Consider the following 12,087-nt stretch of genomic DNA (forward strand, 5'->3'; position numbering starts at 1 on the left):
TGAGATGGGGAGATGGGGAGATGGGGAGATAGGGAGATAGGGAGATGGGGAGATGGGGAGATAGGGAGAATTATTCCAGCAATTATTGTATATTTTGATATATATTTATTTGGAAGAGATTCTACGCAATGAAATTAACTACTTGCCCCAATATTTAAAAACCTACCCTTGTGAGCTCCCCACTCTTCCCCCTGTTCCCTGTTCCCTGTTCCCTGTTCCCTAAAACCAACGACTTTGTGCCTCACCCAATTGAAAACTGCTATCAATGAGTCAAAGCTCGATTCGTCCAGTATTAATCACAAAGGTTCTTCCCAACTCCATTGCTGCTGAGGTTGGATTTGAACCAGGGGATTCTATTGTTGCGATTAATGGTAGCCATCCCCGTGATTTGATTGATTATCAATTCCTGTGTGCGGATGAAATTCTAGAACTGGAAGTGATCGATGGGGCGGGTAAGACTCATGTGATCGAAATTGAGAAAGACTATGATGACGATTTAGGGCTGGAATTCGAGACAGCGTTATTTGATGGTTTGATTCAGTGCAATAATCGTTGCCCATTTTGCTTTATCGACCAACAACCACCAGGTAAGCGCCAAAGCCTTTATTTCAAAGATGATGACTATCGGCTTAGTTTCCTCTATGGCTCTTACCTAACCCTGACTAATCTGAAGCAAACGGAGTGGGATCGGATCGAACGGATGCGTCTATCTCCTCTCTATGTTTCGGTTCATGCTACTGAACCGGATGTGCGCATACGGTTACTGAAAAATCCTCGGGCTGGGCTAATTTTAGAGCAGTTAAGGTGGTTTCAGGAGCGACGGCTGCAAATTCATGCCCAGGTAGTGGTGTGTCCTGGAATTAATGATGGCATTCACTTAGAACGTACTCTGTTAGATTTAGCTCAATTCTATACCGGTGATCTGCCCGCAGTCGCTTCAACGGCAGTAGTACCGGTGGGATTGACTCGGTTTCGACCCCAGGAGGATGAACTAATTAGTGTTACTGGGGAGAAAGCTAGGGAAGTGATTGCTCAGGTTCAAAGGCTTCAGGAGAAATTTAAGCACCAGTTGGGGTCTACCTTTGCTTGGTTGGCAGATGAGTGGTTTTTGATTGCTAGAGAAGAGTTACCTCCAGAATCGGATTACGGAGACTACCCTCAAATTGGGAATGGTGTTGGTTCGATTCGGTTGTTCCTGAAACAATTCCAAACTGCTGCTACTCAACGGTTACCTAAGGGTCTAGAAATCCCCCGACGGGGGACTTGGGTAGTGGGTAATGCGGTGGAAAAAGCGTTTGAACCTGTGGTAGAGCGGTTCAATGCTGTGCCAGGATTGGAGATTAGGATGGTGGCGTTATCTAGTGATTACTGGGGTCAGGAGATAACGGTTACTGGCTTGCTGACTGGACAGGATTTACTGAAGGGATTAAAAGGAAAAGACTTAGGAGAAATGATTCTGTTACCTGGGTTGATGCTTAAGCATGGTGATACCCGGTTTCTGGATGATATGACTGTGGCAGAAGTGGCTGATCAGCTCAATACTCCAATTATTCCTGTTAATGGTGTTGAGGAATTGATAGATGGGGCTCTTGGGAATAGGGAGTAGGGAGTAGGGAGTAGGGAATCGGGAATCGGGAATCGGGAATCGGGAATCGGGAATCGGGAGTAGGGAATCGGGAATCGGGAATCGGGAAAAAATTCTGTTTACCTGATTCATAGGAGAACCGCTAGATCAGTTTTGCGATCGCAAATAGTTTAGGAATCAGTAATCAGTAATTATTAATCAGTAATTACAGCGGTTTTTAGCCTAATGAGGTACACAGGATTTTTTACCTTTTCTTTCTTCTGACTTTACTGCTCCGAAGTCCCTGCTCCCTGCTCCCTATAAACCAAAAAAATTGTACCTTACTAGCTTAAAACCCGCTATATTAATCAGTAATTATTAATAATTATAGCACTATTCCCGATTCCCGATTCCCGATTCCCGATTCCCTTTTTCAACTACTACTCAAAAAAATCACACTCCATTCCATTCCCGTACATTTTATTTAAAATACCTTCCCAAAAAAAAATTTAGAAAAACCCTTGACAACTTAATTTATAATCATTATGATTATACTATGCAAACAACAAGCAAAAGGTGACCAACATGGATTCCGAATTTCGCCCAAACCCTGAAAATAACCCTGAGGATATAACTCCTAGTAATAATCCTCAGGAATCTTCTCCAAAAAAATACCCTGTTAAGCACATTCTCAAGGGCTCCCGCAAGGCTATCATTAACACGATGCATGCCCTCTATGCACTGCGTTACGCCGAAATTTCTGAGTGGAGTCCTCTACAACCGACGGGCATTCCTGGAGAATTTATTACGATGATGACCAAGTACATAATTCTGGGTTAACGGATTAACTTACTGGGGGGCTTTGCCCCCTGGCAAAATCATCGATTCTGCTCCCATGGGAGCAGGTCCCGATAGGGTTGAAAACGGAATCACATAAGGTCAATTTCCTAGCCGTGGATGGTATTTCTGCGGCTATTTTTTTTTAAGGGAGTAGGGAATTTAGAATTTAGAATTTAGAATTTAGAATTTAGAATTTAGAATCGGGAATCGGGAATCGGGAATCGGGAATCGGGAATTGGGAATAGCGATGCACTGCATCAAGAGGTGCGACCTGTGCCGAATTTAATTCTTAATGGTAAGAGCGCACCTAACAGGGAATCAACCTAAAATAAAACTGTACCTCATAACTGCGAGAAACGCTATAGTATCATAGATCTAGAGATTAAATAATAAATATAATTCATCATGGCTGATTCTAGTTCTTTAAATAAACCAACTGTCTACTCTTCTGATGCTCCAAGCTGTGATGATTCCGTAGTTCATCTAGATAATGTGTGGCAGGTCCAGAGTAAGGTTCTAGCAACGGAAAAAGCGCAACAGATGGCAGAGTTTTTTAGCGTTCTTTCCGACCCTCATCGGCTAAAGTTGCTTTCAGCCCTCGCACAGCAAGAGCTTTGTGTCTGCGACTTAGCAGCGATAGTAAAAATGGGGGAATCGGCAGTATCTCATCAGCTACGAGTATTGCGATCGCAAAAGCTAGTAAAATATCGCCGTCAAGGTCGCAACGTTTACTACAGCCTTGCCGATGAACATATTGTGACTTTTTATAGAGAAGTAGCTCAACACCTTGATCAAAGTTGATTATTGAGCACAGATAGGGGAAGAAGTATTAAATAGTTGTAACAGTATTTACAATACAGCCAGATAATTTTAAATTTGTGAGGTACATATTTCTGGGTTTTAGGGACTATTAAGCATGGTATATGGGAACAAATAAAAAAAAATTGTACCTCATAATTATGTAAAAATTTGTAAATAATTTATTTTGCACAGCTGCTTACTATATAATTTGAATAATCTTTTGTCTGAATAGTCTTTCAGATATTCAGGAGATTTTCGTTAGGTATTGCTATGGCACAACACCATCATCAAGACTGCTGCAATTCTGGGCATTCCGTTAAAGCGGTTGCTGAGCTGACAACCCATGATCACTGCTGCGGGAACAGTCAAGAAAAGGAGGTGACAACCCATGATCACTGTTGCGGCAACAGTCAAGAAAAGGAGGTCACAACCCATGATGACTGCTGCGGGAACAGTCAAGGAAAGAATGAATTTAACTTGTGGCGCGAGTTAAGAGCGGTCGCGATCGCTACTCCTCTTTTGTTAATCGGACTGATTTTTCAAGATAGTTTAGATCAGACTCCTTTTGGCATAGCTGAATATGCCGTCTTGATTCCTGCTTACTTACTTTGTGGTTGGGGAGTGCTAACCACTGCGGGGCGAAATATCCTGCGGGGTCGGATTTTTGACGAAAACTTTTTGATGACCATTGCCACCATAGGCGCGATCGCTATTCACGAACTACCGGAAGCAGTGGGGGTGATGTTGTTTTACCAGGTGGGGGAATTGGTACAGGGGTCTGCGGTGGGGCGATCGCGTCGTTCGATTCGAGCCTTGCTGGAAGTGCGTCCCGATACTGCTAATTTGCTAGTTAACGGCGAGATCAAAACCGTTGCCCCTGATCAAGTTGCTGTTGGGGAAATGATTCGGGTACGCCCTGGGGAGAAAGTTCCCCTGGACGGTGAGATTATTCAGGGAAGTTCCCAACTTGATACGTCTGCCCTCACAGGAGAATCAGTGCCCCGTACCGTTGTAACAGGAGATCTGGTGTTAGCAGGGATGATTAACCAGTCTGGAGGGCTAACCATTCGCGTTACTAAGCCCTTTGAAGAGTCTTCTATTGCCAGAATTTTGGACTTGGTGGAAAACGCCAGAAGCAAAAAAGCCGACACAGAAAAGTTTATTACTCGCTTTGCCCGCTACTATACACCCGTTGTAGTTTTTCTTTCCCTAGCAATTGCCCTGTTACCACCTTTGCTAATTTCGGGAGCAAGCCCAAGCACCTGGACTTATCGAGCCTTGGTGCTCTTGGTGATTTCCTGTCCCTGTGGATTGGTCATTAGTATTCCTCTGGGCTATTTTGGCGGTATTGGAGGGGCAGCTAAGCGGGGTATTTTGATTAAAGGGTCTACGTTTTTAGATGCCTTAACTCAGGTGAAAACCGTCGTCTTTGATAAAACTGGCACCCTTACTAAAGGAAACTTTCGAGTCACCGATATTATTACCCATAATGGTTTGAGTCAAGAGCAATTACTAGAATTAGCTGCTCATGTAGAATCTGGGTCAAATCATCCCGTCGCCCAATCGATTCGACAAGCTCATGGCAAACCGATTGACAGTTCTAAGGTTGAAAATTATCAAGAAATTGCGGGGCACGGTATGCGCGCCCAAATTGATGGAAAAGTTGTGATCGCAGGAAACGATCGCTTACTCCATCGAGAGGGGATTTCCCATCATGTCTGTGTGGCTGATAGTACGGTAGCTCACTTAGCTGTGGATGGTGAATACAGTGGGCGTATCTTAATTGCCGATGAACTCAAAGAAGATGCCATCAATGCCATCCAAGCACTGCACCAACAGCAGATTAAAACTGTGATGCTGACAGGAGACAGTCAAACCATAGCTAATACTATCGCTCGAAGGCTAGGGATAGATGATTTTCAAGCCGAACTCTTACCAGAGGATAAGGTGAATGCTTTAGAGAAAATCCTCACAGCAGTAAACCAAACTAACCATAAAACCGCATTTGTAGGAGATGGCATCAACGACGCACCAGTAATTGCTCGTGCTGATGTGGGCATAGCTATGGGGGGATTAGGCTCAGATGCTGCTATCGAAACCGCCGACGTGGTAATTATGACCGATGCTCCCTCTAAAGTAGCAGAAGCGATCGCGATCGCCCGCCGAACCCTCCGTATTGTTTGGCAAAATATTATTATTGCTTTGGGAGTGAAAGTCGTCTTTATTGCCCTGGGTGCGATGGGGGTAGCAACTCTCTGGGAAGCTGTATTTGCCGATATGGGAGTGGCTCTGTTGGCGATTCTTAATGCTAGTCGGGTATTGCAGATAAGGGAGCAGGGAGCAGGGAGTAGGGAGTAGGGAGTAGGCAATAGGTAAGATGGTAAAAATTTTGTGTACCTCATTAAAATAAAAACCGCTATAGAAGATTAAATGATATAACGGTGAAGTTAGTTGGTGCGACATTGATTACTCAAAAGTACTAATCTATAGCAATTCTGTTTCCCATGAGGTACAAAGGGATCCCCCTAAATCCCCCTTAAAAAGGGGGACTTTGAAGTTGATAATTTTACCTCATACATGCAATCAACGCTATACATTACTGACCAGTCTTCGAGGGTTAAACCTATGACACGCTCAAAGTCTTTTGGATTACGTGTGATTAGGGTTGCTCTGCCAGGTGCCCCATCTCTTGATCGATTTCTTGCCGATAGGCAGCAATTTCAGCCTGTAGATTGTCAAAGGTCGGGTCATCCTTAAACGATCCAAATTTATCATGCTGTTGCAAGTTTAGGGACTTTTGAAAGGATTGACAATTTTTAGCCCATCAATGTCTGAGTATCCAAAGTCTTCTGTATAAAGAGTTTCAATATTCGCCTCCAAACAAGCAGCAACTATCATCGAATCCCAGTGGGACAAATTAAAACGACTGATCAAGTTTTCAGCGCGATCGATAACAGCCCAAGTTGGCAAAGCCGTATACCAAACCTGTTGCAAGTCTCGAATATACTGATATGCTTGTACTCTGTCATATCCCAATGGCTCAAGTTTGCGGCTTGCTGCCAAATATTCGCAGGCAACTTGCCAGAGTAAAACCCCATCTGTTAAACCAGTTACTATAGAAATTGCAATTGCTTGCTTAGCAGGATCCCGGGAATCATTAACGTAAATTAAAATATTTGTATCAACGGCGTTCATGGAACATATCTCGTGTAAACTTAGGAGAATCAGAAGGAATAGGGTTTTGTTGCATTCGCTCAACAAGTAACCTTAAAAAATCTTGTCTAGCCTCAATATCGGTAATCTTAGGAGGAATGACTTGAGGTGATTGAACCACAAGCTCAACTTCAACACCTTCAGGTAAATCACAGGCTGTTTGAAGGATAAATGTGCCACTATGGTAAATTGCTTTCAATATTTGAGCCATGGGAAACGCTCCATCATAAGAGTTAGGGGTGGATTGGTTAGTTAAGTAGTCGGACAAACGTAAAATTAACTGTTGAAATAGGGAACAGGGAGCAGCGATGCAGGTTCCGCACACAGACCCAAAACCATGAGCAACTGCATCAAGAAGTGAAGTTTATAGCGTTTATGGTAGCTATGAGGTACACATTATTTTTTCCCTCTTACCTCTTATATCTTACCTCTTACCTGCTCCGAAGTCCCTACTCCCTGCTCCCTAAAAACCAGAAATTTGTACCTCATAAGTCGTAGAATTGCTATATACAAAGGTAATCATTCAGCTAACCTTCAAATTCTGTAACCATAGTTTGCAAAAAATGCTTTACCTCTTGGGGCGATCGCAAATGGTAAACCTGCTTTGTTGCTTTAGCCGCTTCCACATAAGTCCGGTATTTGGGCGTTAGCTTTTTATGACACAGCCAGACCGTGTTATAGGAATTCAGCGTGCCTTGTACTAGGGGACTATTTTCAGGCCAGCCTTCCGGTGGCACCCAAAGACCTTTAACAAATCGCTTTGTGACCCACCAGTAATGTCGCAGCACAGCCATATCCAGATAGACCAGGGTATCGGCTACATCTAGCCGTTGCCACACCGTATCGAGTGAGACAAATCCATCAACGATCCATTGCTCCTGTTGCAAGAGGTGATCATGGGCAGCTTTAAACTCGGCATGGGGCACCTCAACACCGCCCGGTCTATATTTCATGGAATCGAGGTGTACCAAGGGTAATCCAGTTATTTCCGCTAAACGTTTGCTGAGGGTCGATTTGCCACCGCCAGCATTGCCAAATACTGCAACTCTATTCATAGTTAGGGAGTAGGGAGTAGGGAGTAGGGAGTAGGGAGTAGGGAGTAGGGAGTAGGGAAGTCGGAAGTCGGAAGTCGGAAGTCGGAAGTCGGAAGTCGGAAGTCGGAAAAAGAGAAACAATGTGTACCTGATAGTTATGCAAACCGCCGTAGTACTGAAATAGTCAAATATTATTACTACTCCCGATTCCCGATTCCCGATTCCCGATTCCCGATTCCCGATTCCCGATTCCCGATTCCCGATTCCCGATTCCCTATTCCCGATTCCCTACTCCCTACTCCCAGGTCAAACTGTAGTGGATGAGCTGGGAGTACTCAACCAAACACCAAACATGAATGTAATCTGGTCTATCGATGCACCCCGATGGAAAGAACATTTATACCGTTGCTTGGGATAATTGTTAATTAGCTTGTACTGAAATGTGGTGGTTGATGGCAAGGGTAGAAATATTTAATTTTTCAATTGGGTGAAGTACAAATTTTTAGGGAGTAGGGAGTAGGGAATAGGGAATAGGGAATAGGGAATAGGGAATAGGGAATAGGGAACAGGGAGTAGGGAATAGGGAATAGGGAATAGGGAGTAGGGAGTAGGGAGTAGGGAGTAGGGAGTAGGGAGTAGGGAGTAGGGAATAGGGAAAAAATTTTTTGTACCTCATGATTATGATAATTGCCATCTAAAATCTGAAGGATGAACTCAAAAATTTATGGAAAATTAAGATTTCCTTAGCCTGGGTGGTGCGCTACCGGTAGGGCCAGGGCTATTGCTAGACTTTTTTACCGATTCCCTAGGTCAAGCGCACCGCTCCCGACTCCCGATTCCCGATTCCCGATTCCCGATTCCCGATTCCCGATTCCCGACTCCCGATTCCCGACTCCCGATTCCCGATTCCCGATTCCCGATTCCCGATTCCCGATTCCCGATTCCCGATTCCCGATTCCCGATTCCCGATTCCCGAGAAGGATTAAATATTAAGGTTTAAGGATTAAGGATCAATACGACATGGAATTGGGATACGATAAAGAGTTTGCTAAGAATCCAGATTCCATTGGCGATTGTTGGTAACTTATGCCAGAATACCGATTGAATTAAGGCTGGCTGATTCAGCTGGAGCAACCTCAATAGGGGAAAGAATGGTCTTATCAAAACGTCAATTTATCAATTTTTCTATCATTGCTGTCCTTAGCGCCTGCCTTACCTTCCCCTTGAAGGTTCTCGCCACAACTCCTGCCCCAGATGTCTTATCCTCAACCAGTACCACTGCTACAATTACTACGCCCCACATGACTATTTTTCAGGCTGTGGTGCTGGGTTTTGTACAGGGGTTCACGGAATTCCTGCCCATCAGTAGTACCGCTCATTTAAAAGTGGTACCTGTGGCCTTAGGCTGGGGTGATCCAGGGGTTGCGTTTACGGCTGTGATTCAACTAGGCTCCATTGCGGCGGTAGTGTGGTACTTCTGGGGAGACTTGGCTAAAGTCACTACTGGCGCATTCAAAGCTATCCGTACATCCGATTACCAATCCCAAGACTTCCAGATGGCCCTGGGAATTGCCTTGGGCACCCTACCCATTGTCTTCTTTGGACTGCTGATTAAAATCTTTATCCCTGATTATGATAATTCTCCGATACGGAGTACCATGTCAATCGCCTATGTCTCGATTGTGATGGGTTTGTTGATGGGTGTTTCTGAAGTCGTGGGTAAGCGTAAGCGTAACTTTGAGGATTTAGGTCTTAAAGATGGGATTGGGATGGGCTTGGCTCAGGCGTTGGCTTTAATGCCTGGTGTCTCCCGGTCTGGCTCGACTCTCACTGCTGGTTTATTCATGGGTTTGGAACGAGCAACCGCAGCACGGTTTTCCTTTTTGTTGGGCATCCCCGCCATTACCTTAGCTGGTTTAGTGGAGTTAGTCGGTTTGCTCAAAGATGGCATTGGGGATGCTGGCGCAATGTCACTGATTGTAGGGGTGATTTCATCAGCAGTATTTTCCTACGTAGCGATCGCATGGATGATCAGCTATCTCAAAAAACAAGGTGTCTGGATATTCGTCTGGTATCGGTTATTGTTTGGGATAGCAATTTTAGGTGCTATTATAACTGGGGTTTTACAAAATAGTTAGCGATCGCAAGTGTAGGAATATGGGAAGATAGGGAGATGGGGAGATGGGGAGATGGGGAGATAGGGAGATAGGGAGACCTAACTTCCGAGAAGGGGATAAACCCTATTTCGAGCGAGTAGAATTAAAAGGCGGTGGTGATGCTACCTCTGCTGCTAGAGCAGTCTTACAAACTGGTGATGGGGATTATGCTTACAATCTGCAAGTGGAAGCACCGGTGTTGAAGCGACTGGAAGCAGGGGGTAAAGGTAAAGTCGTGGCTATCTTTGGGGCGTTGGTAGAACGGATTTTAATGAATCAAACCGACCCCAATCAACAAGCTCCGTCTGGAGAACGGTCTAGTCTCAAATTCCCCCATCCGTTTTTCAAAGACAAGCGGGTGCGTCAGGCTTTTAACCTAGCCCTAGACCGGGAAACCATTGCTCAACAGCTTTATGGACCAACGGGCAAAGCCACAGGGAATTTCTTAGTGTTACCAGAGCAATATAATTCCCCTAATACTACCTATGAATTTAACCCTAAAAAAGCGGTAGCCTTATTGGAAGAAGCAGGCTGGAAAGATACCAATGGTAATGGGATTCGCGATAAGGATGGGGTCGAGATGACCGTGTTGTTTCAGACTTCGGTCAATCCTGTCCGCCAGAAGACCCAGGAAATTGTTAAACAGACCCTAGCCTCGATTGGAGTTGGGGTAGAACTTAAGAGTATTGATGCCAGTATTTATTTCTCTGGTGATCCAGCCAACACCGATACTAATCAACGCTTTTATGCTGACCTACAAATGTACACCACAGGGAATGATAGTCCTGACCCTGGTGCGTATCTGAAAACCTATACCTGTGATGAAATTTCCCAGAAAGCTAATCAATGGTCTGGGCAAAATCACTCTCGCTACTGTAATCCGAAATACGATCAGCTTTGGCAGCAGTCTACAAAGGAGTTAGACCCAGAAAAACGTCGGAAAATCTTTATCCAGATGAATGACTTACTGGTTAAAGATGATGTGGTAGTTTTGCCCATTGTCCATCGGGCTGACGTAGCTGGGTTTAGCAATCAGTTGGAAGGTTATGACTTCACACCATGGGATACCAATACTTGGAACATTATGGATTGGAAGCGGAAGTGATAGTTATATCAAGTCCGGTTGAATACCCATAATTAACGGGAGTGTGGGGAGATGGGGAGATGGGGAGATGGGGAGATAGGGAGATTGGGGAGATTTTTATTAAGCGTAATTATCCTGACATGATATTAGTACTCATTGCTTATTCGTTAATTAACAAGATTCAAGTTTCAAGATTCAAGTTTCAATTAACTATAGCATTTTTAATACTTATGAGGTAGACAATATTTTTCCCCGATTCCCGATTCCCGATTCCCGATTCCCGATTCCCGATTCCCGATTCCCGATTCCCGATTCCCGATTCCCGATTCCCTATTCCCTACCAAATTGAAAACCGCTATCATCAATTTTCATGACGCGATACCTAATTAATCGTCTTTTAGTTTCCATTCCCACCTTAATTGCTATCAGTATCGTAGTATTCGGTATCCTGGCCTTAGCACCTGGAGACCCGATGGGGGAATTTGCCACTAATCCCTCGATTACCCCAGAAGTGCGGGAGAATATTCGTCGCTCCCTTGGTTTAGACCAACCCATCCCAATTCGGTATATTAAATGGGCGTGGTCATTTATCCAAGGGGATATGGGATATTCTTTCACTAGCCGTAGTCCCGTTAGTGACCTAATGCTCCAGCGTTTACCTACTACGTTATGGGTTGTGGGTTCCGCTTATATCTTTGCTGTATTGCTGGCGTTTCCCTTAGGAATAATTTCGGCACTTAAACGTTACTCAATCTTTGATAACATTGTCACAACTCTGGCATTTCTAGGATTTTCTCTACCAACCTTTTTCACTGGTTTGCTGTTCATTATTCTATTTAGTGTTCAGCTAAATTGGTTCCCTTTTATCTACGATAGCACCCTTAAGGTAACAGATTGGAATAGTTTTGTAATCCAAGTCAAGCAGTCTATCATGCCCATCGTAGTATTGGGATTATTTCAAGCAGCAGTATTGATGCGTTTTATTCGTTCATCCATACTCGAACAGCTAAATCAAGACTACGTCCGTACTGCTTACGCTAAGGGATTACATCAATTTGTAGTGGTCAATCGCCATATCTTACGGAATGCTTTGATTCCGGTTGTTACTTTAGTCGCCCTAGATATTCCTACTGTATTTACTGGTGCTTTAATCACTGAACAAGTGTTCCGAGTACCTGGAATTGGTGCGTTGCTGATTGATTCTATCTATCGAAACGATACACCGGTAGTGATGGCTATTACCTTTATCTACGCTATTTTAATTGTGGTCTTTAATCTACTCCCTACTCCCTATTCCCTACTCCCTATTCCCTGTTCCCTGTTCCCTACTATGTTATTTGAACTCTCGGATCTAGAATGCCATAAAGGAGATCAGCGACTAGATTAAAGACCACA

At 44.2% G+C, this 12,087-nt stretch carries 14 protein-coding genes and 1 pseudogene; 8 read left to right on the plus strand and 7 right to left on the minus strand.

Annotated features, from left to right (window positions below):
• The first annotated feature begins 265 nt into the window (after positions 1-265).
• The 4 genes from F6J94_RS03840 to F6J94_RS03855 all read left to right on the plus strand — a co-directional run bounded on the left by F6J94_RS03840 (position 266) and on the right by F6J94_RS03855 (position 5,563).
• Positions 266-1,606, plus strand: coding sequence for a TIGR03279 family radical SAM protein (locus F6J94_RS03840; protein ID WP_293022969.1), 1,341 nt, complete (start codon positions 266-268; stop codon positions 1,604-1,606).
• Between the two features lie 543 nt (positions 1,607-2,149).
• Complete coding sequence (locus F6J94_RS03845) at positions 2,150-2,404, plus strand: hypothetical protein (RefSeq protein ID WP_070392913.1); 255 nt, start codon at positions 2,150-2,152, stop codon at positions 2,402-2,404.
• 405 nt (positions 2,405-2,809) lie between these two features.
• Complete coding sequence (locus F6J94_RS03850; protein WP_293037011.1) at positions 2,810-3,205, plus strand: helix-turn-helix transcriptional regulator; 396 nt, start codon at positions 2,810-2,812, stop codon at positions 3,203-3,205.
• A 270-nt stretch (positions 3,206-3,475) separates the two neighbouring features.
• Positions 3,476-5,563, plus strand: coding sequence for a heavy metal translocating P-type ATPase (locus tag F6J94_RS03855; protein ID WP_293037013.1), 2,088 nt, complete (start codon positions 3,476-3,478; stop codon positions 5,561-5,563).
• 301 nt (positions 5,564-5,864) lie between these two features.
• Here the strand turns inward: F6J94_RS03855 and F6J94_RS03860 are convergent, their stop codons facing one another.
• The 6 genes from F6J94_RS03860 to F6J94_RS03885 all read right to left on the minus strand — a co-directional run bounded on the left by F6J94_RS03860 (position 5,865) and on the right by F6J94_RS03885 (position 8,128).
• A complete protein-coding gene (locus F6J94_RS03860) occupies positions 5,865-5,990 on the minus strand; it encodes a hypothetical protein (protein ID WP_293037014.1) in 126 nt (41 codons plus the stop codon).
• A gap of 2 nt (positions 5,991-5,992) precedes the next feature.
• Entirely contained in the window at positions 5,993-6,400 is a 408-nt protein-coding gene (locus F6J94_RS03865) for a PIN domain-containing protein (protein ID WP_293037016.1), read from the minus strand.
• On the minus strand, positions 6,387-6,743 hold the full coding sequence (locus tag F6J94_RS03870; protein ID WP_293037019.1) for an antitoxin family protein: 357 nt from the start codon (positions 6,741-6,743) through the stop codon (positions 6,387-6,389). Before F6J94_RS03870 ends, F6J94_RS03865 begins: the two co-directional genes overlap by 14 nt.
• Before the next feature lie 202 nt (positions 6,744-6,945).
• Positions 6,946-7,473, minus strand: a complete 528-nt coding sequence (locus F6J94_RS03875; RefSeq protein ID WP_293037037.1) for an adenylate kinase — start codon at positions 7,471-7,473, stop codon at positions 6,946-6,948.
• A complete protein-coding gene (locus F6J94_RS03880) occupies positions 7,466-7,615 on the minus strand; it encodes a hypothetical protein (protein ID WP_293037022.1) in 150 nt (49 codons plus the stop codon). Before F6J94_RS03880 ends, F6J94_RS03875 begins: the two co-directional genes overlap by 8 nt.
• A gap of 339 nt (positions 7,616-7,954) precedes the next feature.
• Positions 7,955-8,128, minus strand: a complete 174-nt coding sequence (locus F6J94_RS03885) for a hypothetical protein (protein WP_293037025.1) — start codon at positions 8,126-8,128, stop codon at positions 7,955-7,957.
• A gap of 105 nt (positions 8,129-8,233) precedes the next feature.
• Between F6J94_RS03885 and F6J94_RS03890 the strand changes: the two genes are divergently transcribed.
• From F6J94_RS03890 to F6J94_RS03900, 3 genes and pseudogenes are all read left to right on the plus strand, one after another.
• Positions 8,234-8,452, plus strand: coding sequence for a hypothetical protein (locus F6J94_RS03890; protein ID WP_293037028.1), 219 nt, complete (start codon positions 8,234-8,236; stop codon positions 8,450-8,452).
• A 301-nt stretch (positions 8,453-8,753) separates the two neighbouring features.
• Positions 8,754-9,590, plus strand: a complete 837-nt coding sequence (locus tag F6J94_RS03895) for an undecaprenyl-diphosphate phosphatase (RefSeq protein ID WP_293037040.1) — start codon at positions 8,754-8,756, stop codon at positions 9,588-9,590.
• 76 nt (positions 9,591-9,666) lie between these two features.
• Positions 9,667-10,713 (plus strand): annotated as a pseudogene (locus F6J94_RS03900) (peptide ABC transporter substrate-binding protein); the annotation flags it as partial.
• A 200-nt stretch (positions 10,714-10,913) separates the two neighbouring features.
• Here the strand turns inward: F6J94_RS03900 and F6J94_RS03905 are convergent.
• Positions 10,914-11,054: a hypothetical protein gene (locus F6J94_RS03905; protein ID WP_293037031.1), complete on the minus strand. Its 141-nt coding sequence runs from the start codon at positions 11,052-11,054 to the stop codon at positions 10,914-10,916.
• A gap of 8 nt (positions 11,055-11,062) precedes the next feature.
• Here F6J94_RS03905 and F6J94_RS03910 point away from each other — a divergent pair, with 8 nt between their 5' ends.
• A complete protein-coding gene (locus F6J94_RS03910) occupies positions 11,063-12,079 on the plus strand; it encodes an ABC transporter permease (RefSeq protein WP_293037034.1) in 1,017 nt (338 codons plus the stop codon).
• The last annotated feature ends 8 nt before the right edge of the window (positions 12,080-12,087 follow it).

Source organism: Moorena sp. SIO1F2 (genome assembly GCF_010672755.1).
GTDB lineage: Bacteria > Cyanobacteriota > Cyanobacteriia > Cyanobacteriales > Coleofasciculaceae > Moorena.

Bases quoted from the DNA above. Each gene is read 5' to 3' on its own strand.
- F6J94_RS03850 (WP_293037011.1), top strand. From the start codon at position 2,810: ATGGCTGATTCTAGTTCTTTAAATAAACCAACTGTCTACTCTTCTGAT.
- F6J94_RS03905 (WP_293037031.1), bottom strand. From the start codon at position 11,054: ATGATAGCGGTTTTCAATTTGGTAGGGAATAGGGAATCGGGAATCGGG.
- F6J94_RS03910 (WP_293037034.1), top strand. From the start codon at position 11,063: ATGACGCGATACCTAATTAATCGTCTTTTAGTTTCCATTCCCACCTTA.
- F6J94_RS03865 (WP_293037016.1), bottom strand. From the start codon at position 6,400: ATGAACGCCGTTGATACAAATATTTTAATTTACGTTAATGATTCCCGG.
- F6J94_RS03840 (WP_293022969.1), top strand. From the start codon at position 266: ATGAGTCAAAGCTCGATTCGTCCAGTATTAATCACAAAGGTTCTTCCC.
- F6J94_RS03875 (WP_293037037.1), bottom strand. From the start codon at position 7,473: ATGAATAGAGTTGCAGTATTTGGCAATGCTGGCGGTGGCAAATCGACC.
- F6J94_RS03885 (WP_293037025.1), bottom strand. From the start codon at position 8,128: ATGAGGTACAAAAAATTTTTTCCCTATTCCCTACTCCCTACTCCCTAC.
- F6J94_RS03895 (WP_293037040.1), top strand. From the start codon at position 8,754: ATGACTATTTTTCAGGCTGTGGTGCTGGGTTTTGTACAGGGGTTCACG.
- F6J94_RS03855 (WP_293037013.1), top strand. From the start codon at position 3,476: ATGGCACAACACCATCATCAAGACTGCTGCAATTCTGGGCATTCCGTT.
- F6J94_RS03845 (WP_070392913.1), top strand. From the start codon at position 2,150: ATGGATTCCGAATTTCGCCCAAACCCTGAAAATAACCCTGAGGATATA.